This is a genomic window from Rhodococcus sp. ARC_M12 (assembly GCF_022810385.1).
Taxonomy (GTDB): Bacteria; Actinomycetota; Actinomycetes; order Mycobacteriales; family Mycobacteriaceae; genus Rhodococcoides; species Rhodococcoides navarretei.
In genome coordinates this window covers 80,160-102,351 of record NZ_JALGQI010000007.1, presented here as the reverse complement: position 1 = coordinate 102,351, position 22,192 = coordinate 80,160, and the positions used below count along the sequence as shown (strand labels likewise).

27 protein-coding genes are annotated in these 22,192 nt (G+C 65.4%); 20 read left to right on the top strand and 7 right to left on the bottom strand.

The window, feature by feature from the left end:
• Positions 1–35 precede the first annotated feature (35 nt).
• Together secA2 and MTX35_RS10890 are read left to right on the top strand one after the other, a co-directional pair.
• The gene (gene secA2 / locus MTX35_RS10895) at positions 36–2,339 is read left to right on the top strand and encodes an accessory Sec system translocase SecA2 (protein ID WP_243594964.1); all 2,304 of its coding nucleotides are present in this window, start codon (positions 36–38) and stop codon (positions 2,337–2,339) included.
• Entirely contained in the window at positions 2,332–2,739 is a 408-nt protein-coding gene (locus MTX35_RS10890; protein ID WP_243594963.1) for an META domain-containing protein, read from the top strand. The genes secA2 and MTX35_RS10890 overlap by 8 nt, the downstream gene beginning before the upstream one ends.
• A gap of 4 nt (positions 2,740–2,743) precedes the next feature.
• Here the strand turns inward: MTX35_RS10890 and MTX35_RS10885 are convergent, their stop codons facing one another.
• Positions 2,744–3,331, bottom strand: a complete 588-nt coding sequence (locus MTX35_RS10885) for a TetR/AcrR family transcriptional regulator C-terminal domain-containing protein (RefSeq protein ID WP_243594962.1) — start codon at positions 3,329–3,331, stop codon at positions 2,744–2,746.
• A 96-nt stretch (positions 3,332–3,427) separates the two neighbouring features.
• Here MTX35_RS10885 and bioB point away from each other — a divergent pair, with 96 nt between their 5' ends.
• The 3 genes from bioB (at position 3,428) to MTX35_RS10870 (ending at position 5,297) form a co-directional block, all read left to right on the top strand.
• The gene (gene bioB / locus MTX35_RS10880; RefSeq protein ID WP_243595095.1) at positions 3,428–4,447 is read left to right on the top strand and encodes a biotin synthase BioB; all 1,020 of its coding nucleotides are present in this window, start codon (positions 3,428–3,430) and stop codon (positions 4,445–4,447) included.
• A gap of 22 nt (positions 4,448–4,469) precedes the next feature.
• Complete coding sequence (locus MTX35_RS10875; protein WP_243594961.1) at positions 4,470–4,694, top strand: hypothetical protein; 225 nt, start codon at positions 4,470–4,472, stop codon at positions 4,692–4,694.
• 72 nt (positions 4,695–4,766) lie between these two features.
• Positions 4,767–5,297 carry a DUF2567 domain-containing protein gene (locus MTX35_RS10870; RefSeq protein ID WP_243594960.1) on the top strand — a complete coding sequence of 177 codons (531 nt, stop codon included), beginning with the start codon at positions 4,767–4,769 and terminating at the stop codon, positions 5,295–5,297.
• Between the two features lie 10 nt (positions 5,298–5,307).
• Here the strand turns inward: MTX35_RS10870 and MTX35_RS10865 are convergent, their stop codons facing one another.
• Entirely contained in the window at positions 5,308–6,006 is a 699-nt protein-coding gene (locus MTX35_RS10865) for an NUDIX domain-containing protein (RefSeq protein WP_279393350.1), read from the bottom strand.
• 79 nt (positions 6,007–6,085) lie between these two features.
• Between MTX35_RS10865 and nadA the strand changes: the two genes are divergently transcribed.
• From nadA to MTX35_RS10840, 5 genes are all read left to right on the top strand, one after another.
• Positions 6,086–7,144 carry a quinolinate synthase NadA gene (gene nadA / locus MTX35_RS10860; protein WP_243594959.1) on the top strand — a complete coding sequence of 353 codons (1,059 nt, stop codon included), beginning with the start codon at positions 6,086–6,088 and terminating at the stop codon, positions 7,142–7,144.
• Complete coding sequence (locus MTX35_RS10855) at positions 7,141–8,709, top strand: L-aspartate oxidase (RefSeq protein ID WP_243594958.1); 1,569 nt, start codon at positions 7,141–7,143, stop codon at positions 8,707–8,709. Before nadA ends, MTX35_RS10855 begins: the two co-directional genes overlap by 4 nt.
• A gap of 1 nt (position 8,710) precedes the next feature.
• On the top strand, positions 8,711–9,586 hold the full coding sequence (nadC, locus tag MTX35_RS10850) for a carboxylating nicotinate-nucleotide diphosphorylase (RefSeq protein ID WP_243594957.1): 876 nt from the start codon (positions 8,711–8,713) through the stop codon (positions 9,584–9,586).
• A gap of 34 nt (positions 9,587–9,620) precedes the next feature.
• Positions 9,621–9,995: an RNA-binding S4 domain-containing protein gene (locus MTX35_RS10845; protein ID WP_243594956.1), complete on the top strand. Its 375-nt coding sequence runs from the start codon at positions 9,621–9,623 to the stop codon at positions 9,993–9,995.
• A gap of 66 nt (positions 9,996–10,061) precedes the next feature.
• Positions 10,062–10,244 (top strand): hypothetical protein, encoded by a 183-nt coding sequence (locus MTX35_RS10840; RefSeq protein WP_243594955.1) that lies wholly within the window; start codon positions 10,062–10,064, stop codon positions 10,242–10,244.
• A 53-nt stretch (positions 10,245–10,297) separates the two neighbouring features.
• Here the strand turns inward: MTX35_RS10840 and MTX35_RS10835 are convergent, their stop codons facing one another.
• Both MTX35_RS10835 and MTX35_RS10830 read right to left on the bottom strand, forming a co-directional pair.
• Positions 10,298–12,232 carry an HNH endonuclease signature motif containing protein gene (locus tag MTX35_RS10835; RefSeq protein ID WP_243594954.1) on the bottom strand — a complete coding sequence of 645 codons (1,935 nt, stop codon included), beginning with the start codon at positions 12,230–12,232 and terminating at the stop codon, positions 10,298–10,300.
• A gap of 78 nt (positions 12,233–12,310) precedes the next feature.
• Entirely contained in the window at positions 12,311–13,294 is a 984-nt protein-coding gene (locus MTX35_RS10830; protein ID WP_243594953.1) for a LysR family transcriptional regulator, read from the bottom strand.
• Positions 13,295–13,372: 78 nt separating this feature from the next.
• On the opposite strand from MTX35_RS10830, the gene MTX35_RS10825 reads away from it, so the two are divergent.
• Entirely contained in the window at positions 13,373–13,789 is a 417-nt protein-coding gene (locus tag MTX35_RS10825) for a DUF5997 family protein (RefSeq protein WP_374230274.1), read from the top strand.
• Here the strand turns inward: MTX35_RS10825 and MTX35_RS10820 are convergent.
• From MTX35_RS10820 to rhtB, 3 genes are read right to left on the bottom strand one after another with little or no spacing between them, the layout of a single operon-like run.
• Complete coding sequence (locus MTX35_RS10820) at positions 13,786–14,169, bottom strand: YchJ family protein (protein WP_243594952.1); 384 nt, start codon at positions 14,167–14,169, stop codon at positions 13,786–13,788. The two genes, MTX35_RS10825 and MTX35_RS10820, sit on opposite strands and share 4 nt — an antisense overlap.
• Positions 14,166–14,315 (bottom strand): hypothetical protein, encoded by a 150-nt coding sequence (locus MTX35_RS10815; RefSeq protein WP_243595112.1) that lies wholly within the window; start codon positions 14,313–14,315, stop codon positions 14,166–14,168. The genes MTX35_RS10820 and MTX35_RS10815 overlap by 4 nt, the downstream gene beginning before the upstream one ends.
• Before the next feature lie 11 nt (positions 14,316–14,326).
• Positions 14,327–14,953, bottom strand: a complete 627-nt coding sequence (gene rhtB, locus MTX35_RS10810) for a homoserine/homoserine lactone efflux protein (RefSeq protein ID WP_243594951.1) — start codon at positions 14,951–14,953, stop codon at positions 14,327–14,329.
• Positions 14,954–15,035: 82 nt separating this feature from the next.
• On the opposite strand from rhtB, the gene MTX35_RS10805 reads away from it, so the two are divergent.
• The 9 genes from MTX35_RS10805 to priA all read left to right on the top strand — a co-directional run bounded on the left by MTX35_RS10805 (position 15,036) and on the right by priA (position 22,187).
• Positions 15,036–15,503, top strand: a complete 468-nt coding sequence (locus MTX35_RS10805; protein ID WP_243594950.1) for an SRPBCC family protein — start codon at positions 15,036–15,038, stop codon at positions 15,501–15,503.
• 113 nt (positions 15,504–15,616) lie between these two features.
• Positions 15,617–16,135: a DinB family protein gene (locus MTX35_RS10800; protein WP_243594949.1), complete on the top strand. Its 519-nt coding sequence runs from the start codon at positions 15,617–15,619 to the stop codon at positions 16,133–16,135.
• Between the two features lie 89 nt (positions 16,136–16,224).
• The gene (gene hisD / locus MTX35_RS10795; RefSeq protein ID WP_243594948.1) at positions 16,225–17,577 is read left to right on the top strand and encodes a histidinol dehydrogenase; all 1,353 of its coding nucleotides are present in this window, start codon (positions 16,225–16,227) and stop codon (positions 17,575–17,577) included.
• Positions 17,574–18,704 (top strand): histidinol-phosphate transaminase, encoded by a 1,131-nt coding sequence (locus MTX35_RS10790; protein ID WP_243594947.1) that lies wholly within the window; start codon positions 17,574–17,576, stop codon positions 18,702–18,704. The genes hisD and MTX35_RS10790 overlap by 4 nt, the downstream gene beginning before the upstream one ends.
• Positions 18,701–19,324, top strand: a complete 624-nt coding sequence (gene hisB / locus MTX35_RS10785) for an imidazoleglycerol-phosphate dehydratase HisB (RefSeq protein ID WP_243594946.1) — start codon at positions 18,701–18,703, stop codon at positions 19,322–19,324. Before MTX35_RS10790 ends, hisB begins: the two co-directional genes overlap by 4 nt.
• Positions 19,325–19,385: 61 nt before the next feature.
• Positions 19,386–20,504: an MFS transporter gene (locus MTX35_RS10780; RefSeq protein WP_243595092.1), complete on the top strand. Its 1,119-nt coding sequence runs from the start codon at positions 19,386–19,388 to the stop codon at positions 20,502–20,504.
• Positions 20,501–21,130: an imidazole glycerol phosphate synthase subunit HisH gene (gene hisH, locus MTX35_RS10775; RefSeq protein WP_037192708.1), complete on the top strand. Its 630-nt coding sequence runs from the start codon at positions 20,501–20,503 to the stop codon at positions 21,128–21,130. Before MTX35_RS10780 ends, hisH begins: the two co-directional genes overlap by 4 nt.
• Positions 21,127–21,342, top strand: coding sequence for a hypothetical protein (locus MTX35_RS10770; protein ID WP_243594945.1), 216 nt, complete (start codon positions 21,127–21,129; stop codon positions 21,340–21,342). The genes hisH and MTX35_RS10770 overlap by 4 nt, the downstream gene beginning before the upstream one ends.
• A 110-nt stretch (positions 21,343–21,452) precedes the next feature.
• Positions 21,453–22,187 (top strand): bifunctional 1-(5-phosphoribosyl)-5-((5-phosphoribosylamino)methylideneamino)imidazole-4-carboxamide isomerase/phosphoribosylanthranilate isomerase PriA, encoded by a 735-nt coding sequence (gene priA / locus MTX35_RS10765; RefSeq protein ID WP_243594944.1) that lies wholly within the window; start codon positions 21,453–21,455, stop codon positions 22,185–22,187.
• The last annotated feature ends 5 nt before the right edge of the window (positions 22,188–22,192 follow it).

Below are 22,192 nucleotides of genomic sequence, written 5' to 3'. Positions count from 1 at the left end.
CCGAACGGTTCTTCTTTCTCAGGTAGGGATAACAGATGGCTTTGGGCTCCGACCGATTCTGGCGTGTACTCGGCCGCTCTGCGCAGAAGGCGCAGAGCACCTCGCGTCAGCGCGTCGACCGAGCCCAGGAGCATGCGGAGTGGGCAGCTGCTCTGACCGAGAGCGAATTGGTGACCGAGGCGACCGCGCTGCGCGTCGAGAATGCTGCGCGCCTCGACGTTCCGCGGTATCTGGCGCTGACGCGCGAGGCGAGCGAGCGTGCCCTGAAGCTCCGGCCCTTCGATGTGCAGCTGCACGGTGCCGTGCGCTTGCTCGCGGGCGACGTGGTGGAAATGGCGACCGGCGAGGGCAAGACGTTGGCCGGTGCCATCGCTGCCGTCGGATACGTGTTGTCCGGGCGTGCGGTGCATGTCATCTCGGTCAACGACTTTCTCGCCCAACGTGACGCGACATGGATGCAGCCGCTGTTCGAGTCCCTCGGCATCACCGTCGGTTCCATCGGCGAGTCGTCGACAGCACAGGAGCGTCGCGCCGCCTATGGCTGCGACATCACCTATGCCTCGGTCAACGAGATCGGTTTCGACGTTCTGCGTGATCATCTGGTGAACGACCGAGATGATCTGGTCGCGCCCGTGCCGGACGTCGCCCTGATCGACGAGGCCGATTCCGTGCTGGTCGACGAGGCGCTCGTTCCGCTGGTGTTGGCCGGTTCGGTCTCCGGCGACGTCTCCACATCGACGGTCATGGACGCAGTCCGGTTGTTGGACAGGGGTGCTCATTTCGACACCGATGCCGAAGGGCGCAACGTGTTCCTCACCGACGAGGGAGCGCTGCGGATCGAGAAGGAGCTCGGCGGCATCGACCTGTACTCCGAGCATCACGTCGGGACGACGTTGGTGGCGGTCAACGTGGCACTGCACGCCCAGGTGCTGGTGCAGCGCGACGTCGATTACATCGTCCGTGACGGACGGGTGCAGTTGATCAACGCCTCGCGTGGCCGCGTGGCCGAACTACAGCGCTGGCCGGACGGGTTGCAGGCCGCGGTCGAGATCAAGGAAGGCCTCGCCCCCACCGAAACGGGGGAAATTCTCGACACGATCACCGTGCAGGCGTTGATCAATCGGTACGCCACGGTGTCCGGTATGACCGGTACGGCCATGGCGGCGGGGGAGCAGCTTCGCACGTTCTACGGTCTCGGGGTCTCGGTCATCGCGCCCAATGTGCCGACGGTGCGCGTCGATGAGCCGGACCGCGTGTACGACACGACCGAGCACAAGAATGCAGCAATTGCCCTGCAGGTGAAAGAGATTCACGAGACCGGTCAGCCTGTTCTCATCGGGACCCACGATGTCGCCGAGTCCGAGGCGCTCGCCGAGACGCTCGTCGCGTCGGGCGTGGAGGTGGTGGTGCTCAACGCCAAGAACGACGCCGAGGAAGCGGCGGTCATCGCCGCGGCGGGTGTACATGGCGCGGTGACAGTATCGACGCAGATCGCCGGTCGCGGAACCGACATCAAGCTCGGCGGTCCCGACGGTGCCGATCGCGAACGAATCGCCGAGCTCGGTGGACTGTACGTTCTCGGCACCGGTCGCCACACCACCGAGCGACTCGACAACCAGCTTCGAGGACGAGCGGGTCGGCAGGGAGATCCCGGGCGCTCGCTGTTCTTCGGCAGCTGGGAGGACGACGTCGTCACGAACAACATCGGCGACAAGGATGCTCCGAAGGGCATCGACGAGAGCGGAATGTTCACCTCGTCTGCTGCGGCCGACCGCGTCGATCATGCGCAACGCATCGCCGAGGGGCAGATGCTCGAAATACACTCGCGCACGTGGCGTTACAACCAGCTGACGGCTCAGCATCGTGAGATCCTGGATCGCCGCAGGGCCACCCTGCTCGACTCCGACGAGGCGTTGACGCTGCTCGAGCAGCACGCACCGACGCGCTCGAAGGAATTGCGCGAGACCGTGTCCGAGGAGACTCTGGTCGAGGTCGCCCGCCAGATCGTCCTTTACCACCTCGATCGGTCGTGGTCGGACTACCTGGCGCACCTCGCCGATGTGCGCGAGAGCATTCACCTGCGCGCGCTGGGTCGCGAGAATCCGCTGGACGAGTATCACCGGATCGCGGTCGAGGCATTCAAGACGGTCGCCTCCAAGGCGATGGATCTCTCGCACGCTACGTTCGAGTCGGCCGAGATCACCTCGGACGGAATCGATCTGGACGAAGCCGGCTTGCGTCGACCGACGTCGACCTGGACGTACATGGTGCACGACAACCCGTTCGCGTCCCGCGGAAATGCCGGTGCGGCCGGTCTGGGGCCGATCTTCGGTGGCTGACGCGCGGCGCGCTCTGGTCGCTCTCGCATTCGGTGCGAGCGCGGTGGCGTCGGCGTGTGCCGACTCGTACGGCGAGTTCCCGGCCGACAAGACCTACTCGTCGATCGACGCACCAGACTCCTACACGCCGGTCGCCGGAACGACCGTCAAGCTCGAATTCGTCGACGACCGAATCTCGGCCGAGGCCGGGTGCAACAGATTGTTCGGCACCGTGGACACCTCGCAGGGCCGGATCACCATCGATTCTCTCGGGTCGACGCGGATGGCCTGCCCGGATGCGCTGATGGAGCAGGACCGGTGGCTGTCGGCGTTCCTGACCTCCACACCACAGTGGTCTCGGGACGACGGCACCATGACCCTGGACAACGGGAGCGAGCGCATCGTCTTCGAGGAATTCTGATCGACTAGTGGCGGATGCGGTCCGCGGCGGTGTGGCGTACTCCGTCGAGAAAGAGTTGCAGTCCGAATTCGAATCTGCTCGTCGGGTCGGGGCTCTCGAACAGGGGAGACGCGTCGGGGGTGAGGGCTCCCACGGAGTCCATCTGGAGCCGCGCCTGCTCGTCCACGGTCTGGCCGAGTATGTAATACAGCACCGTGTCGGCGGTGAGTTCCGCATCGCGACGCGGCAGTCCTGCTCGAATGCACACGGCAGCGATTCGTTCGCGAATGTGGTTGGTGGTCAGCCTCGACGCGTAGGTTGCGGCGACCAGTTCGGCACCGTCGCGTCGGGACAGTAGGGCGTCGCGCAGTCGGTGGGCGATCTGCCCGATCTGGGTGTCCCACGAGTCCTCGGTGGGCGGTGCATCGGCCCCGGAGAGTATGTGGTCGGCGATGGCACCGAGCAGCGTCTGCTTGTTGGGAAAGTGCCAGTACAGCGCGCCCGGCTGTACGTGCAGGGATGTTGCCAGGCGCCGCATCGTCAGGTCTGCCAGGCCGTACTCGTCGAGAATGGCGATCGCGCCGTCCAGGACGTCCTGCCTGTTCAGTTGCACTGCATCCCTCCTTCGGTCGACGCCTCGTCGCTTTGACAGTAGCCGAGCGTGGTGCCTAACGTGAACAACGTTCAACTTGAACGGTGTTCAATGACGATGCCGTTCGACTACGAGGGGACCGGAATGGACATTTTGCGCACGGCGCGTACACAGGTGCTCGACGACGGCATCGCGCTCGATCGATCTCAGGTTCTCGAGGTTCTCGAACTCGGCGACGACCGTCTCGAAGAAACGATGTTGTTGGCCCACGAGGTGCGGATGAAATGGTGCGGGCCCGAGGTCGAAGTCGAGGGAATCGTCAGCCTCAAAACCGGCGGATGCCCCGAGGACTGCCACTTCTGTTCGCAGTCAGGGCTTTTCGCTTCCCCGGTTCGTGCTGCGTGGCTCGATATCCCGTCGCTGGTCGAGGCAGCGAAGCAGACCGCGAAGACCGGAGCGACGGAATTCTGCATCGTGGCGGCGGTGCGCGGACCCGACGCCCGGCTGCTCGCGCAGGTTGCCGCCGGAATCGACGCCATCCGGAACGAGGTGGAGATCGATATCGCCTGCTCGCTGGGCATGCTCGATCAGGATCAGGTCGATCAGCTCGCGGCGATGGGCGTGCATCGCTACAACCACAACCTCGAGACCTCCCGCTCGTATTTTCCGAACGTGGTGACCACCCATACGTGGGAGGAACGGTGGAACACGCTGCGGATGGTGCGCGAGGCAGGAATGGAGGTGTGCTGCGGCGGAATCCTCGGCATGGGGGAGACACTCGGACAACGGGCCGAGTTCGCAGCCGACCTCACCGCACTCGAGCCCGACGAGGTGCCCCTCAACTTTCTCAATCCCAGACCGGGAACCCCGTTCGGAGACCTCGATGTGCTGCCCGCATCCGATGCTCTGCGAGCCGTCGCCGCGTTTCGTCTCGCGCTGCCACGCACGATTCTGAGGTTCGCCGGCGGCCGCGAGATCACTCTCGGTGATCTGGGTGCCGAGAAGGGAATTCTCGGCGGTATCAACGCGGTCATCGTCGGCAACTACCTGACGACGCTCGGTCGTCCGGCAGAACAGGATCTCGATCTTCTCGGGGAGCTTCGGATGCCGATCAAAGCGCTCGGCTCGACTATCTGATGGGCGTATTAGGGTGGGTCGAATGACGAGCGAGATCCACTACGACCCGTACACCGGTCGGCCTGTCGACGCCCGAGCCGAGGTGGGTACGGATTCGTTGTCGGTAGCCGTCCGCCTCGGGTTGGAGCCGCCGCGGTTCTGCGCCGAGTGCGGTCGCCGCATGGTGGTGCAGATCGTTCCCGACGGGTGGACGTCGGTGTGCTCTCGTCACGGCCTCGTCGATTCGGCCGCGACGAGTAGGCGCTAGGGCGTTATGTCGGAAGTTGTGGAAGTCCCACCGCGGAGCAGCACCGTCCGCGTGCTGTCGATGGTTGTCGGAATGTCGGTGGCTGTGTCGGCTCTGGGCGGGATGCTGTGGGGGTTCCTGGCACCGGCGCAGCACTTGCTCGTGGTGGCGCAGGACCGCGGGTCGGCCCTGACCGGGGAAAGTCTGCACCGCTTCGACGGCCTCGCGTTGTTCTCGTTCGTCTCCTTGGCTCTGGGGATCCTTCTCCCGATCGGGTGGTGGCTGTGGCGGTCGGAGCGAGGGCCGCGGCTGTTCGGTGCCGTCTTCGTCGGCGCTCTCGTCGGCTCGGTCGCGGCGATCCTGGTGGGGAACGGGATTGCCGCACTTCGATTTCCGAAGGCCACCGACCCTGCAGTCGGGTCCATCGTCACCGTTGCGCCCAGTATCGAGACTCCGCTGGTGTTGATCGTTCAGGCGCTGACGGCATCGCTGGTGATCTTGCTGCTGGCGGCGATGAACCCCAACGACAATCTGCAACACGCCGATCCCGACCCGGACGATCCGGAGGTCGAGTTCTTCCCACCGCCACCGCCACCGTCGTTCGACTCGAATCGAGCCGACTGACAGCAGTCGTTCACGCCTGTGGCGGGCGTAATGCGGCGAACTCGTCGGTGACTCGAATGCTGTTGTCGGCGAAGCGGAACAGAGCCGGCGGCCTGCCACCGGCCTTGCCCGACGGCGCTCGTCGTCCGGTGGGTTCGATGACGCCGCGTCGGCTCAACACGCGCTGCAGGTTGGTGGCATCGACCTGATAACCCAGTGCAGCACCATAGATTTCGCGCAGCGAGGAGATCGAGAACTCGACCGGCGCGAGTGCGAAGCCGATATTGGTGTACGAGAGTTTCGCGACCAATCGGTGTCTCGCGTGAGCGACGACTGTTCCGTGATCGAACGACATGGGGGGCAGGGCCGAGACAGGGTGCCACGTGGTGTCCCCGGGCAGTGTCGGCTCTGTCGAGATCGGTACCAGGCCGAGGAAGGTCGACGCGATGCGCCGGTCCCCGGGAACCCGGTCGGGTTCGCTGAATATCGACAGTTGTTCGAGATGCGCCACCGAGCGCACGTCGACCTTCTCGGCGAGTTGGCGACGTGCGGATGTCGCGAGATTCTCGTCGTCGCGCAGAGTGCCGCCGGGTAGCGACCACGTTCCGGCCTCGGGATCGAGTGCACGCTGCCACAGCAGCACCGCAAGTTCCGGGGAGTCGGGGTCGGAAAAGGCTCGAACTTGGAACACCGCAATGAGCACTTCATGGACGGTGCTACGATGAATCATGTTTTCGATCATAGGTCGAAAACTCCCTCGGAGGAAATTCGGTCACCGACGACCGGATGATCGGTGAAGGAGAACCGTCATGACCAGCAGCGCTACCCGGGTGAACATCCTGGACTCGGCTTTCGCCGGAGTTCGCGACATCGTCGACGGAGCCGGTGGCTACGGGGGAGTCGAGCCGACACCGGAATGGGCCGCCGAGGTTCGACGGCTCGCCGATCTGCGCGGTGCGACGCTGCTCGCGCACAACTACCAACTACCTGCGATCCAGGACGTCGCCGATCATGTCGGTGACTCTCTCGCGCTCTCTCGCATCGCCGCCGAGGTGTCCGAGGACACCATCGTGTTCTGCGGCGTCCACTTCATGGCCGAGACGGCGAAGATCCTGAGCCCGCAGAAGACGGTGTTGATCCCGGATCAGCGCGCCGGCTGCTCGCTCGCAGATTCCATCACCGCGGATCAACTCCTCGAATGGAAGGCCGACTTCCCGGAGGCCGTCGTCGTCTCCTACGTCAACACCACCGCCGAGATCAAAGCGCTGACCGACATCTGCTGCACCTCGTCGAACGCCGTCGAGGTCGTCGAGTCGATCGATCCGGGCCGCGACATCCTGTTCCTGCCCGATCAGTTCCTCGGCGCGCACGTCAAGCGCGTCACCGGGCGCGAGAACCTGCACATCTGGGCCGGAGAATGCCACGTGCACGCCGGAATCAACGGCGACGAGTTGGCCGAGAAGTCTCGCACCCACCCCGATGCAGAGCTGTACGTTCATCCCGAATGCGGTTGCGCCACATCGGCTCTGTATCTCGCAGGCGAAGGATTCGTACCCGCCGACAAGGTCAAGATTCTCTCCACCGGCGGCATGCTCGACGCCGCCCGCACCACCGCGTCCAAGCAGGTCCTGGTCGCGACCGAGATCGGCATGCTGCACCAGCTGCGGATGGCGGCACCAGACGTCGACTTCCTCGCCGTCAACGACCGCGCATCGTGCGGCTACATGAAGATGATCACCCCTGCGGCCCTGCTGCGCTGCCTCGTCGAAGGGCGGGACGAAGTGCACGTCGACCTCGAGACCGCGAACATCGCGAGCAAGTCGGTGCAGCGGATGATCGAGATCGGTACCCCCGGCGGCGGCGAGTGACCCCAACGGTCGCATGGGAGACCGCGGCTGATCTCGTCGTAATCGGTGGCGGAATCGCCGGACTCACCGCGGCCCGCACCGCGACGGCCCGCGGCCTGCGGGTGCTGACCGTGAGCAAGGGACGTTCCGCCGATACGGCGACTCAGTACGCTCAGGGCGGGATCGCGGTCGTCGGTCCCGAACTCGAGGATTCGATCGAATCTCATGTGGCCGACACCTGCGTTGCCGGTGCCGGCTTGTGCGACGAGGACGCGGTTCGCTCGATCGTCTCCGGCGGCCGCGCGGCGATCACCTCGCTCGAAGCTGCGGGCGCACAGTTCGACCTGGCGGCGGACGGCGCGGTTGCGCGGACCCGCGAGGGCGGCCACAGCGTTCGACGCATCATCCATGCCGGCGGAGACGCCACCGGGGCCGAGGTGCAGCGCACGTTGGACGCCTCCGTGCCCACGGTGCAGTTCGACACGACCGCGCTTCGGGTACTGACCACCGACGGCGAGGTCGTCGGTCTCCTCGTGCGCGGACCCCGCGGCATCGGCGTCGTTCATTGCCCGACGGTGCTGCTCGCCACCGGTGGACTGGGACAACTCTTCTCGTGCAGTACCAACCCGTCGGGCGCGACGGCCGACGGCATTGCGCTCGCACTCGACGCCGGTGCCCGGATCGCGGATCTGGAATTCGTGCAGTTCCATCCGACCGTGTTGTTCGCCGCCGGGTCCACGGGCCGCCGTCCGTTGATCAGCGAGGCAGTGCGGGGCGAAGGAGCCCGCCTGGTCGATCGCACCGGTCGTGCGTTCATGGAGGGCGTGCATCCGCTCGGTGACCTCGCGCCACGTGACGTGGTCTCCCGCGCCATCGCCGAATTGCTGCATGCCAGTGGCGACGACCACGTGCTGCTGGACGCCCGCCGCGTCGAGCATGTGCGCGAGCGGTTTCCGACCGTGACGGCATCGTGCCTCGAGGCCGGAATCGACCCGGCGACGGACCTGATTCCGGTGGCACCCGCAGCGCATTATTCGTGCGGGGGCGTGGCGACGGATACATCCGGGCGCACGTCGATTCCCGGTTTGCTCGCCGCAGGCGAAGTGGCGCGCACCGGCTTGCACGGTGCCAACAGGTTGGCATCGAACAGTCTGCTCGAGGGTCTCGTCGTCGGTGAGCGTGCGGCCCACGTGGCAGCCGAACGGGTCGGCCGAAACAGCAGCATTTCGGATGTCGCATTGCCCACGTATCGCCGTATCGACCGCGCGGTGCTGCAGCGCACCATGACCGCCGAGGTCGGCGTCGTGCGAGATGCAACGGGTCTTGATGCAGCGCAACGTATTCTGTCGCACGGCGTGGTATCGGAACCGCCCGTGGATGCGTCTGCAGTCGAGGACGCCGCGTTGACCGCCGCGGCGGAAGTGATCGTGCTGGCCGCGTCGGAGCGCCGTGAGAGCAGAGGGTGCCATACCCGACGCGATGTCCCGGGTAGCGTACCGGCGCAACGCCGAAGCCTGTTCATCGAACGAGATCTCGACGGACGGTTGGCGATCGTGAACGACGATGTGATGACGGGAGCACGCTGACATGACCGATACCCCGAACGAGGTGAACCCGGGCGTCGATCGCGCCGAGGTACTCGCTCTGATCCGGACCGCGCTCGACGAGGACCTGCGGTACGGACCCGACATCACCACGCTGGCAACGGTTCCCGAGTCTGCTGTTGCCACGGCCTCGGTGGTCTCGCGCCAGTTCGGCACGATCGCCGGGATCGATATCGGACTCCTGGTTCTCGACGAGGTGATCGGAACCGACGGGTACTCCGTCGTGCATCGCCTCCAAGACGGATCCGATGTCGAGCCGGGACACGCTGTTCTGACGGTCGAGGCTCCGACTCGGGGTTTGCTCACCGCCGAACGCACCATGCTCAACATCGTCTGCCATCTCTCGGGGATCGCTACCGCAACCGCAGGCTGGGTCGCCGAGGTCGCCGACACCGAGTGCAAGATCCGGGACAGTCGAAAGACATTGCCGGGGATGCGTTCTCTGCAGAAGTACGCAGTGCGCGCAGGTGGCGGCGTCAATCATCGGATGGGTCTGGGCGATGCCGCGCTGATCAAGGACAATCACGTCGCTGCGGCGGGTTCGGTCGTTGCTGCCCTGAATGCGGTGCGCGCTGCTGCCCCCGACATCGCCTGCGAGGTCGAGGTCGACAGCCTCGAGCAACTCGACCAGGTGCTGGCGGAGAACGTCGAACTGGTTCTGCTGGACAACTTCGCGCTGTGGCAGACGCAGATGGCCGTGCAACGTCGCGATACGGCCGCACCGCAGACGAAGTTGGAATCCTCGGGCGGGCTGACCGTCGATGTGGCACGGGACTACGCGCGCACGGGGGTCGACTTCCTCGCGGTGGGCGGTCTGACACACTCGGTGACAGTGCTCGATCTCGGCCTGGACATGTAGTCGAGCCTCGCAATGTGAGGAAATTCGTTCGAAAATGGAAGTTCAGAGTGTCCGTCTCGACAGTTGGATCTGGGCGGTCCGGTTGTTCAAGACGCGGTCTGCCGCTGCTGCTGCCTGCCGCGGCGGGCACGTCCGCGTCAACGGCACCCCTGCCAAGCCCGGCCATCGCATCGGTCCGGACGACGAAATCCGGCTTCGGGTCGAGGGTGTGGAGAAGATCGTCGTGGTGGTGCGAGCGATCACCAAGCGCGTCGGCGCATCCGTCGTGCCCGAGTGCATGATCGATCGCAGTCCACCGCCGCCACCGAAAGAAGTTCTGGCCTCCGTACCGAGGCGTGATCGAGGGGCAGGGAGACCGACCAAGCGCGATCGTCGTGAGATCGACAGACTGCGGGGCCTGGGCCTCTAGTGCGCCCGGCTCCTTTCAGTTACCTTCGGTAACGACAAGCAGTTCGTACGCGCAAGGGAGGTGGGAATGGACTCCGTCCTGTGGACTCCACGTTTCGCAGCAGTGTATTTCCTGGCTGCAGCGTTGCTGCTCATTCTGTTCTTGGCCATCGACGCTTCCCTTGCCATCGCCGCACCGCTTCTGTTGATGTCGGTGGGACTCGGAGTAGCTGTTCTGATTCACAATCGACAGCGTCACTCGGTTCGCTGAAGCATTCCGACGCGGGTGTAGGCAGGGCTGTGCCATGACACTGGTGTGGGTCGTCAGACGGGTTGTCGCAGTTCCTCGTCCCCGGGGTCGTCGTGCTGGTCGGGTGGGTACAGGACTTCCTCGGGGTGGTGTGCGTGATTGATGAGGCCGCGGCGTTTGGGATCCATCCCCGCCGGTGGGTGCCAGAGGGTGCGGCCTGGGTAGCGATGTGTTGCTGTGGTTTTGGTGGTGGCCCATGTGTTCGGTCCGGTGCCGACGAGTGCGTGGTGCATGTCGCAGCCTAAGGTCAATCCGTCGATGTCGGTGTAACCGCCGTCGACCCAGTCGGTCACATGATGGGCTTGGCACCAGGTCGCGGGACGGGTGCAGGACGGGAAGCTGCAGCCGCGGTCGCGGGCGATGAGCACGATGCGTTGGTCGGCGGAGGCTATGCGTTTCGATCGGCCGAGGTAGAGGGCTCTGCCGTGGTCGTCGAAGATGGTCAGGTAGTGGTGGGCGTGGGAGGCCATGCGGATGGCGTCGCGGATCGATACGCGTGATCCGGTGGCGGTCTTCGCGTATCCGCAGCCGGCTTCGAGGTCTTTCAGGGTCATGGTGACGATGGCGGTGACGGGTAGGCCGCGGTGGGTGCCGAGGGTGCCGGAGGCGAGCGTGTGTCGGAGCGCCAGTTTCAGGGCGTCGTGACGGCGTTCGTTCTGGGTGCGGATGTCACGCTGGGCTGCGGCCTCGCGCGTTGACGCCGTCGCCTCGTCCCGTGCCTCACGGCTCTCACCTTGCCCGGCGGTGTCCCCGCCAGCGCTACGCCCGGCAGCAGGGCCGTCGGAGGAAGTGTCCTCGGAGGAGGTGTCTTCGGAGTCTGTGCCGCAACCGCATTCGAGGCCACCTCCGCAGTCGTCACCGCAGTGGCCACCTCCGCAGTCGCCGCAAGGGCCGTCACCGCAAGAGCCGTCGCTGCAAGAGCCGTCACTGTCACATGGACCGTCGCCCCAGAGTCCTGCATCATCTCGCCACCCGTGTTTCGGCTCTGGTAGCGGTGGTGTCTCGACATTGGAGGTGTCACCCGATCCTGCATCACTCGCCCCTGCTTCGTGGGGCGTGGTTCCGGGCTGCGGTTGTGCGGCAGCATCCTCGCCGGAGGTCTTGTAGTCCTCGTCGCTGCTGGTCTCGTCGTCGGTGATCGGCTTGCCGTCGGCAGGGTTGTACATGCCGGGTTTCGCGGCTTTGGAGAACAGGGCTTCGAGGTAGGCGCGTAGTTCGGGGTCGACACAGAATTTGCCTTCCGACATCCCGTCTGCACCTTGTTCGCCGAGGTAGAAGAAGGCATCCCGTCGTTTGGACGGCTTCGGCGGTTTCCCGTCCTCGTCCTCGTCTTCGTCGTAATCGCCGTCTGGGTTGAGGATCGAGTCCAGGTTCGCCACCAACGGCGCAAAATCGTCGGGCCGCCTGGTCGACGCGTAACCCACCAACTGCTCCTCGGCGAGATCGCGGGTCTGCGGATCCACACTGGCAGGCAAGTGCTTGAAGAATTCGCGGATCATCTGCACATGCTTGGCATCGAGCAACCCGGCCCGTAATGCTTCGGCGGTGTGCGGCAGCAACGGCGGCAGAACCTCGCCCGACAGTGCGGTGCGATCCCCCAACTCCGCAGCCAGTCGCACTCGTGCTCCTGCTGTGCGTGGGGTGATCCGCAGCATCCACGCCACCGAGGACGGCACCGACCCCGGATACACATCGAGGCCGTGTTGGGTGATCAGTTCGTTGAGCCAGGTGTACGAGTAGGCAGTGACAGACCTGGTGAGCGTTTCCATCCGTTGGATCACCGCACGCCGGTCGGCATTGGTCCACGACACCGACGCCTGTTCCGCCAGCTCCGCGACCGCGGACTCCACACGATCCACCAGCACCGATAGGTCGGGATCGGACACCTCAGGGGCGGGCGGCACCGTCTCGATGCCGTCCACCCCTGATCCGCCGTCCCCCGAAAGCATGAACAGAATCTATCGCGACCCACCGACAAACTTTCGAACACACGTTCCCATGGACTGGGGCCGCGGGAGATGCAGACGTCAGCGACGCTTCCCGCTGCGTCGGGTATTGGTCTTCGTCTTGGCAACCGGGCGAGCAGGTTTCGAGGGGTGCGCTTTCTTCTTCTTGACCGGTGCCTCGTCCGAGGGTCCGCGTGAGCTGCGGGTCGAGCGGCCGCGGACGATGCCGATGAAGTCCTCGATACGGTCGTCCTCGCGTTCGGCTACCCAGGCCAGTGCAATCTGTGACTGCTCGACGTCGGTCACCGGGCGGTAGACGAGGTCCTTACGGGCGTTGAACCGGGCGACCGAGTGGGGCACGATCGCCACTCCCAGCCCGGCGGCCACGTACTCGAACGTCTCCGCGACGGAATTCATCGGCGGAAGTTCCGGGCGATTGCCGACCACGAGTTCCGTTGCGACCGCTGCCCATTCGGGCACCGCCGCGGGATCGGCCAGCAGATGTTCGTCGGCGAGATCGGCTGCGGTGACCGAATCGAACGCTGCGACCGCGTGGTCCTTCGGAACCACCACGACCTGCACTTCCTGATACAGACCGATGGCGTTGAGGCCCTCGCGATCGATCGGCGGACGAACGAAACTGACGTCGACCGTGCCGTCGTGCAGCGCAGACACCTGTGTCTGGGGCGTCGTCGCGACCACGGACAGCGCGGCGTCGGGGAACCGCTCCGCCCAGATCCGTGTCCACTTCGTCGTCGTCACTCCCTCGGCGTATCCGATGGTGAACGTCGTCGGCTCCGCTGCGGCAACCTGAGCGAGCTCCGACAGTCGATCGTCCTCAGCAATCTCCACCAGCGCCCGCTCGAGCAGGTCGCGGCCGTCCGCGGTGAGCTCGGTGGGGGATGCCCCCGGTACGAACAGGTCGACGCCGAGCTGTTCTTCGAGTTCCACCACCGTCTTGCTCAGGCGGATTCGCGAGATTCCGAGCGACTGAGCAGCGCGCGCGAAATGCAGTTGCTGCGCCACCGCCGAGTACCAGCGCAGTGTCTGCACATCGATGTTCACGGTGTCGAGCCTATGGGACGACGCGGGCCGCGAGCGACTGTGGCGTCGAGAGCTCTCATGGCCGGATAAGCTGTTCCGGTGAGCCCGGAGAACAAGCAGCAGACCATGAAGCCATTGACCGCGGCGAACAAGCTCGGCATCTACCTTCCCGCAACACCCGAGGAATTTCAGAACTCGATGGTCAGCAGGTCCGACCTGGACGCCTTGCGCAGCGATCCGCCGCAGTGGTTGACCGAACTGCAGACCAACGGACCCTTCCCCCGCGACGTCATCGCGAAGAAGCTCGGCGTGTCCATCGCAGGACTGGCCCGCGGAGGCGTTACCGAAGCGCTGACCACCGAAGCCATCGACGAGCTCATCGCGAGCCCGCCGCAGTGGCTCGTTCGCGAGCGTCGCACGCAGATCCAGGTGCGCAAGGACGCCGAGCGGATCAAGGAGAAGCAGGAAGCGCGTCGCACGGCGAGCAACCGGCCGACCAAGCTGCGCAACCTCTAGGCCGAGACGATCCCGTCGAGGTAGAGCCACCGGCCGTCCACTCGGACGAAGCGGCTCACCTCACTCATCGAGCCGGCCCCGTCGGGATGCTTGTATCGAGCTCGGAACTCGACGGTTCCCGCGTCGTCGAACAATCCACCGGCGTCGGTTGCGAGAATGTCGAGTCGATACCACCGCTGATCGGAGTCCAACTCCAGCTCGGCCGGCGCGGTGTCGGGATGCCACGACGCGCGTAGATAGTCCACATCTGCGACAGCGAACGCGGTGAACCGAGATCGCATCAGCTTCTCCGCCGTCGGCGCGCTCGCATCCCCGCGCAGATACGGCTCACAGCATGCGTCGAACGTGTCGCCACTCGAACACGGGCACCGTCCACTCACTCCGCCGCTTCCACTTCCACCGTGTAGGTACCGAGTTCATGTTCATCCCGCTTGCCGACATCCTGGATCCAGGTGTTGGCCTCGAGCAGAGTGTCGAACAATCCCAGCTGAATCGGGTCGCCGCCGAGGGCATTCTTCATGATCACGCGGTACTTCCTCACGGCGTCACGCGCCGAACGGTCGCGAGAAACGTTGCCGCAGCGAAAAACATCCCGGCGAACGTGCGATTCATCGTCTTCTGTTGACGCTGCGATTTCATCAGCCGCAGAACCCGCGATGCCAGCGAGGTGTATCCGGTCATCACCAGCATGTCGACCGCGACCATCGTGGCCGCGATCACGAGGTACTGAGTGAGCAGCGGTCGCGCTGGATCGAGGAACTGGGGAAGGACGGCGACCATGAACACGACGGCCTTCGGGTTGCTGGCGTTGACCAGGAATCCTCGGGCCAGCATCGTCGTTCCGCGATCGGCCACTGCCGGGGCGTCGGCGACATCGGTCGGGGCTGCACGCCACTGCCGGATGCCCAGGTAGACCAGGTACGCAACACCGAACCACTTGATGGCAGTGAATGCGAGGGCCGAGCTGGCCAGGACTGCACCCAGTCCGACGGCGACGATGCCGATCTGCAGGAGCAAACCGATCTGCAGACCGAAGATGTTCCAGTATCCGCGACGCAGGCCGTAGCGGAGCCCGGTGGACATCGACGCGATGGCACCGGCACCGGGGGAGAGACTGATGACGATGCTCGCACCGAGAAAGGCGAGCCACACTGACCAGGACATGCGTTCATTGAACTACGGCCGTCAACTCCGATTCGGTCCGGCCGTAGGTGTCGAACGTGCCGCGGCAGGGTAGGCCACCGAGATGGCAGACATCAGAAGTATCGACACCGGCCCTCAGCAGGTCACCCGCCAGACCGAAGTGCGGGCACCGGCGTCCGAACTGTTCGACATCGTGGCCGATCCCACCAGGCACGGCGAGCTCGACGGCTCAGGGACGGTCAAGGACACCGTCCGCGGTCCCGCTCGACTCAGCACCGGTGCGAAATTCTCTGTCGGCATGAAGCAATACGGCGTGCCCTACAAAATCACCAGCACCGTCACCGAGTTCGTCGACGCCGACAAGCACAAGGTCGTCGAGTGGCAGCACCCGATGGGACACAGCTGGCGTTGGGAGTTCGAGGAGAAGCAGCCGGGGCTGACCACGGTCACCGAGAGCTTCAAGTACGGCACCGCCAAGGTCCCGAAGGTGCTCGAGCTGTTCAAGATGCCGCAGAAGAACGCGCAGGGAATCAAGAGCACTCTGCACAACTTGGCCGCCCGCTACGCCTGACGGCCGTAGCGACAGCACTCGCTGTCCACAATTCGCGTTCGGACGCCGAATCGGATGTCTCCGACGCGAATTGTGGACACTCAGGTGAGTTGCCCTGATCTATTCTGACCGGCATGCCCATCGATCCCGACACCAAGAACTGGACCTGGGTACTCGAGCGAGCGTGCCCGGACTGCGGGTTCGACTCGAGTGCCGTCGATTACGACGACATCCCGGACCTGATCCGCGCCGACATCGAGCGATGGCATGCCGTTCTGCGGCGGGACGACGTTGCAGTCCGCCCCGACGACTCGACGTGGTCTGCGCTCGAATATGCCGCGCACGTACGTGACGCGCACCTCATCTTCCGCACCCGGCTGGCACTGGTGTTGACCGAGGACGATCCCGAGTTCGCGAACTGGGATCAGGATGCCACCGCGCTGGCCGAGAACTACAACGCACAGAATCCCGCGACAGTCGCATCGGAACTCGGTGACGCCGCACGCGCCCTCGCCGACGATTTCGCTGCCGTTCCGCCGGGGAATCGGCAGCGGACCGGTCGACGAAGCGACGGGTCGAACTTCTCGGTCGAATCACTCGCCGCCTACTACATTCACGACCCTGTCCATCATCTGTGGGACGTGCGGGGCTGAGCCGAATTCGGTGGAACTATCCTGGGTGTTCGGACAACACTGATTCGACCGAACCCCGGCACCGAACCGACTCCACGAAGGGGCCCATTATGCCTGCCCGCATCGAGCTCGCCCGCGTCGATCTACGCGGACGAACTCCATCCACCGCCGAACTACGCGGCGCACTTCCCCGAGGCGGAGTGGATGTCGATTCGGTGCTGCATCAGGTTCGACCCGTCGTCGAGGCCGTCAAGGAACGTGGCACCGACGCTGCGCTCGAGTTCAGTGAGAAGTTCGACGGCGTCCGGCCGGACCGCATTCGCGTCCCGCAGGAAGCGCTGCTCAAGGCCCTCGCCGAGCTCGACTCCGACGTCAGAGCCGCCCTCGAGGTCGCGATCGAACGAACCCGCCTCGTGCACTCGGACCAGCGCCGAACCGACCACACCACCCAGGTGGTACCCGGCGGCACCGTCACCGAACGCTGGATCCCGGTCGATCGCGTCGGTCTGTACGTGCCCGGCGGCAACGCCGTGTACCCATCGTCGGTGGTGATGAACGTCGTGCCCGCACAGATTGCAGGCGTCGGCTCCCTGGTGGTGGCCTCGCCGCCGCAGAAGAACTTCGGCGGACTGCCTCACCCCACCATCCTTGCTGCGGCGCAGCTGCTCGGCGTCGACGAGGTCTGGGCGGTCGGCGGCGGCCAGGGTGTGGCTCTCCTCACCTACGGCGGCGTCGACACCGACGGCGGCGAGCTGGCTCCGGTCGACCTGATCACCGGTCCCGGCAACATCTACGTCACGGCCGCGAAGCGTCTGTGTCGCTCGCTCGTCGGAATCGACTCCGAAGCGGGCCCCACCGAGATCGCGATTCTCGCCGACGCCACCGCGGACCCGATTCACGTGGCAGCGGACCTCATCAGCCAGGCCGAACACGACGTGATGGCGGCCAGCGTGTTGGTCACCGACAGCATCGAACTCGCCGATGCCGTGGATCAGGCCGTCAACGCACAGATGGCATCGACGCGACATGCAAAGCGTGTGGCGACCGCGCTGAACGGGAGCCAGTCCGGCATCGTGCTGGTCGACGACGTCACGCAAGGCTTGGCTGTGGTCAACGCCTACGCCGCCGAGCACCTCGAGATCCAGACGAAGGACGCCTCCGACGACGCAGCTCGGGTACGCAGTGCCGGTGCCGTGTTCGTCGGTGCGTGGTCACCGGTGAGCCTCGGTGACTACTGCGCCGGTTCCAACCACGTGCTCCCGACGGCCGGATGCGCACGGCACTCGTCCGGCCTGAGCGTGCAGACGTTCCTGCGCGGCATCCACGTGGTGGACTACAGCGAGTCCGCTCTGAAAGACGTTGCAGCGCATGTCATCGCGCTGGCCAACGCAGAGGATCTGCCGGCCCACGGCGAAGCGGTGCGGCTCCGGTTCGAGGGGCTGCGTACCGGTGATCCATCATGACCGATGCTCTGGGGCAGTCGATCTCGCTCGACGACCTCCCGCTGCGCGAGGCGCTGATCGGCAAGTCGCCGTACGGAGCCCCGCAGCTCACCGTGCCGGTCCAGCTGAACACCAACGAGAATCCGCACCCGCCGACCCAGGCGTTGATCGACGATGTGGCCGACTCCGTTCGCGTCGCGGCCGGTCAGCTGCACCGCTACCCGGATCGCGATGCGGACGAGTTGCGAGCAGACCTCGCGCGCTATCTGACCGAGCAGACAGGTTTCTCGGTCGACACTGCCAACGTGTGGGCGGCCAACGGCTCCAACGAGATTCTGCAGCAGTTGCTGCAGGCGTTCGGGGGACCGGATCGCACCGCACTGGGCTTCGTGCCGTCGTACTCGATGCACCCGATCATTTCTTCGGGGACGCAGACCGAATGGATCCCGGCGAAGCGTCGGGCAGATTTCTCGCTCGACGTCGAGTACGCGGTGCAGGCGATCGAGGAGCGTAAGCCCGACGTCGTGTTCGTCACCAGCCCCAACAATCCGACGGGCCACAGCATCGACGAGGCGGATTTGCGCCGAATCCTCGACGCCGCGCCGGGAATCGTGGTGGTCGACGAGGCCTACGCGGAATTCTCCTCGGCGGCAAGCGCGATCGGTTTGATCGAGAGTTACCCCAGCAAGATCGTGATCAGCCGAACCATGAGCAAGGCGTTCGCGTTCGCCGGCGGTCGGCTGGGATATCTGGTGGCCGCCCCGGCCGTCGTCGACGCAATGCTGTTGGTGCGCTTGCCCTATCACCTGTCGGTCGTCACGCAGGCCGCTGCGCGAGCAGCGTTGCGGCATGCCTCGGACACTCTCGGGAGCGTGGCCGAACTCTCCGCCGAACGAGATCGGGTGGCAGCGTCTCTCGGCCGCCAGGGCTACGACGTGGTGCCGTCCGACGCCAACTTCCTGCTTTTCGGCCGGTTCTCCGATGCGGCCGCCACCTGGCGGCGGTACCTGGACGACGGCGTGCTCATCCGGGACGTCGGAATTCCCGGATATCTACGCGTCACCATCGGACTGGCGCACGAGAACGACCGATTCCTCACCGTCAGCGCACAACTTGCATCGACCGAAACAGCAGAGGCACCGAAGTGACCACACCCGCTCCCCGTATTGCCAAGATCGAGCGCACCACCAAGGAATCCGACATCTCGGTCGAGTTGAACCTCGACGGCACCGGAATCGTCGACATCTCCACCGGCGTTCCGTTCTACGACCACATGCTCACCGCGCTCGGTACCCACGCTCGTTTCGACCTGACGGTGCGCGCGAAGGGCGACATCGAGATCGAGGCGCACCACACCGTCGAGGACACTGCGATCGTGCTCGGCCAGGCGCTCGGTCAGGCCCTCGGCGACAAGGCCGGCATCACCCGGTTCGGCGACTCGTTCATTCCGATGGACGAAACGCTCGTGCACGCCGCCGTCGACGTGTCCGGCCGTCCGTACTGCGTACACACCGGTGAGCCCGACTACATGGTGCACTCCGTCATCGGCGGCTACCCGGGCGTTCCGTACTCCACGGTGATCAACAAGCACGTGTTCGAGACGCTGGCGTCGAACGCTCGGATCGCACTGCACGTCCGGGTGATCTACGGCCGCGATCAGCATCACATCACCGAAGCCGAGTTCAAGGCAGTCGCTCGGGCACTGCGTCAGGCCACCGAGTACGACCCTCGCGTCAACGGTGTGCTGTCCACCAAGGGAAGTCTGTGATCGGTCGATCGGCGCTCGTGCTTTGAGTGGCCTGAGCTCCATCCGTGGTCTGCCGGCCGCGATGGCCATGGGCGCGGCCTCGTTCGGCGGCTGGGGTTTGCTGCTTCCGGTGGTTCCCCTCGCCGTGTCCCAGTCCGGGGCGTCCGACGCAGTGGCGGCTGCCAGCACCGCGATCTTCATGACCACCACGGTGATCACGCAGCTGTTCGTGCCACGAATGCTGATGCGAGTCGGCCACCGCGCAGTTCTCGGAGCGGGCTGCCTGCTTCTCGGAATGCCTGCGCTGTTGTTCATCGTCTCGGTCGAAGCCGTACCGGCGTTGGCCGTGTCCGCCTTGCGGGGTACAGGTTTCGGAATGTTGACCGTCGCCGGCGCCGCGATCGTCGCCGAGCTCGCTCCGACAGCGTTGCTCGGCCGGGCGACGGGGGCGCAGGGTATCGCCGTCGCCTTGGCTCAGATGGTCACTCTGCCACTGGGCCTGGTGATCTTCGCGGCGAGTCCGACGGCCGTATTCGTACTCGGTGCACTGGTGCCCGCAGCAGGCCTGATCGGCGTCGCGCTGTTGCCACCCACACGGCCCGCGCCGCAGCCGCCCAAGCTCGAGCGGGTTCGCCTCGACAAACGCCAATTTCTGGTGCCTTGTCTCGTCGTGGCCTCGGTGTCCGCTGCGTACGGCGGAATCACCAGTTTGCTGCCGATCGCCGAGTCGAACCGAGCCGCGATGATCGGCCTCGCACTGGCCGTCGTCAGCGCAGCGATGCTCGTCGGGCGTTACGCCGCGGGGTCGGTGGCGGATCGAGTAGGAATCGGGCGTTCTGTGGTTCCGGCACTGGTGTCGGCGGCCATCGGCATCGCTCTGTTCGCGCTCGCTGCGCTCGGCAACATGCCGGCGGCGCTGTTCTTCGTCGCAGCCGTCCTGTTCGGAGTCGGGTACGGAGCATGCCAGAACGACAGTCTCGTGATGGCGTTCGACGCAGCCGGACCCTCCCGCTACAGCAGCGCAAGCGCCGTCTGGAACATCAGTTTCGACGCCGGTACGGGGGCGGGCGCGCTTGCCCTCGGCGTCCTGGCGACCAGTGTGGGGTACACCGCGGGATTCACCGCAGCCGCAGCCACGGTTGTCGCCGTCGCGGCGGTGGCGCTCGTCGCGAGACCACGCCCCGATAGACTTCCCGCATGACTTCTGTGGTGTTGCTCGATTACGGCTCGGGCAATCTGCACTCGGCGAAGAGGGCACTCGCCCGGGTCGGTGCCGACGTGACCGTGACCTCGGACTTCGACGAGGCCCTGAATGCAGAAGCACTGGTCGTTCCCGGTGTCGGAGCGTTCGCCGCCTGCATGGAAGGTCTCCTGGCGGTGAAGGGCGACCGCATCATCGGTCGACGTCTGGCCGGCGGACGACCCGTGCTGGGCATCTGTGTCGGGATGCAGATCCTGTTCGATCGCGGGGTCGAGTTCGGTGTCGAGGCGAACGGGTGTGGGGAGTGGCCGGGAACGGTCGAGCGGCTGCAGGCCGAGGTGTTGCCGCACATGGGGTGGAACACCGTCGAGGCCCCGGAGAAGAGCGTGCTGTTCGACGGCATCGATCCCGAGACCCGGTTCTACTTCGTCCACTCCTACGCTGCACAACAGTGGGAACTCGAACCCAGCGACACCATCGCCGCCCCGTTGCTCACCTGGGCCGACCACGGCGGACGATTCCTCGCCGCGGTCGAGAACGGTGCACTCTCGGCCACTCAATTCCACCCGGAGAAGTCCGGTGACGCAGGTGCCGCACTTCTGGAGAACTGGGTTCGATCGGTGTGAGCGACCGCGAGTTCTCGCTCGGCCGGTTGGCTTTCAAGGCGTTGGGCGCGGCCGTGGTCGTGCTGGCCCTCGCCACGGCTGCAATAGCACTTCTGCGCCCGAGCGCCGGGGTGGCCCTGATCATCGCGTTGGCCGGTGTGATCGGAGCGATCGCGGCAATGGGAGTGGTGTCCACTCGCATCACGCGCCGGGAACTCGGCCCGGAGGATTGACCCGCCGTTCCTGCAGGCTCCACTCCCAGATCGATGGGTCCTTCCCGCAGGCTCCACTCCCGGCGACCCGTTTTGAGTTCACGCCCGCTCGGCCCGTAGCATAACCGCACGTGAGCCTGGTCTTATTGCCTGCTGTCGATGTCGCAGGCGGCGAAGCTGTCCGTCTCGTTCAAGGAGAAGCAGGAAGCGAAACGAAGTACGGGTCGCCTCGCGATGCCGCCCTCGCGTGGCAGAACGACGGAGCCGAGTGGGTGCATCTCGTGGACCTCGACGCTGCGTTCGGACGCGGATCCAATCGCGAGCTTCTGGCGTCGGTCGTCGGCGAGCTCGATGTCAAGGTGGAGCTCTCGGGCGGAATTCGTGACGACGAGTCGCTGCGCGCTGCACTCGCGACCGGGTGCGCGCGAGTCAATCTCGGCACCGCAGCCCTCGAGGATCCGCAGTGGTGCTCCCGCGCGATCGGCGAGTTCGGTGATCGCGTCGCCGTCGGTCTGGACGTGTTGATCGTGGACGGAGCACCGCGTTTGCGCGGGCGCGGCTGGGTCAGTGACGGCGGCGACCTGTGGGAGGTTCTCGAGCGGCTCGAGCGCGACGGGTGTTCGCGCTACGTGGTCACCGATGTCACCAAGGACGGCACGTTGACCGGGCCCAACCTCGAACTGCTCGCCGACGTCTGTGCCAAGACCGACAAGCCGGTCATCGCGTCGGGCGGCGTGTCCACGATTGAGGATCTGGAAGCGATCGCCGGACTGGTCGACCGCGGTGTCGAAGGTTCCATTGTCGGAAAGGCCCTGTACGCGGGACGTTTCACGCTTCCGGACGCCCTCGCTGCGGTGTCTCGGTAACCCAG

Coding starts and splice junctions, on each gene's coding strand:
- secA2 (WP_243594964.1), top strand. CDS start 36: ATGGCTTTGGGCTCCGACCGATTCTGGCGTGTACTCGGCCGCTCTGCG.
- bioB (WP_243595095.1), top strand. CDS start 3,428: ATGCCGTTCGACTACGAGGGGACCGGAATGGACATTTTGCGCACGGCG.
- MTX35_RS10875 (WP_243594961.1), top strand. CDS start 4,470: ATGACGAGCGAGATCCACTACGACCCGTACACCGGTCGGCCTGTCGAC.
- MTX35_RS10870 (WP_243594960.1), top strand. CDS start 4,767: ATGTCGGTGGCTGTGTCGGCTCTGGGCGGGATGCTGTGGGGGTTCCTG.
- MTX35_RS10865 (WP_279393350.1), bottom strand. CDS start 6,006: ATGATTCATCGTAGCACCGTCCATGAAGTGCTCATTGCGGTGTTCCAA.
- nadA (WP_243594959.1), top strand. CDS start 6,086: ATGACCAGCAGCGCTACCCGGGTGAACATCCTGGACTCGGCTTTCGCC.
- nadC (WP_243594957.1), top strand. CDS start 8,711: ATGACCGATACCCCGAACGAGGTGAACCCGGGCGTCGATCGCGCCGAG.
- MTX35_RS10845 (WP_243594956.1), top strand. CDS start 9,621: ATGGAAGTTCAGAGTGTCCGTCTCGACAGTTGGATCTGGGCGGTCCGG.
- MTX35_RS10840 (WP_243594955.1), top strand. CDS start 10,062: ATGGACTCCGTCCTGTGGACTCCACGTTTCGCAGCAGTGTATTTCCTG.
- MTX35_RS10835 (WP_243594954.1), bottom strand. CDS start 12,232: ATGCTTTCGGGGGACGGCGGATCAGGGGTGGACGGCATCGAGACGGTG.
- rhtB (WP_243594951.1), bottom strand. CDS start 14,953: ATGTCCTGGTCAGTGTGGCTCGCCTTTCTCGGTGCGAGCATCGTCATC.
- MTX35_RS10805 (WP_243594950.1), top strand. CDS start 15,036: ATGGCAGACATCAGAAGTATCGACACCGGCCCTCAGCAGGTCACCCGC.
- MTX35_RS10800 (WP_243594949.1), top strand. CDS start 15,617: ATGCCCATCGATCCCGACACCAAGAACTGGACCTGGGTACTCGAGCGA.
- hisD (WP_243594948.1), top strand. CDS start 16,225: ATGCCTGCCCGCATCGAGCTCGCCCGCGTCGATCTACGCGGACGAACT.
- MTX35_RS10790 (WP_243594947.1), top strand. CDS start 17,574: ATGACCGATGCTCTGGGGCAGTCGATCTCGCTCGACGACCTCCCGCTG.
- MTX35_RS10780 (WP_243595092.1), top strand. CDS start 19,386: ATGGCCATGGGCGCGGCCTCGTTCGGCGGCTGGGGTTTGCTGCTTCCG.
- hisH (WP_037192708.1), top strand. CDS start 20,501: ATGACTTCTGTGGTGTTGCTCGATTACGGCTCGGGCAATCTGCACTCG.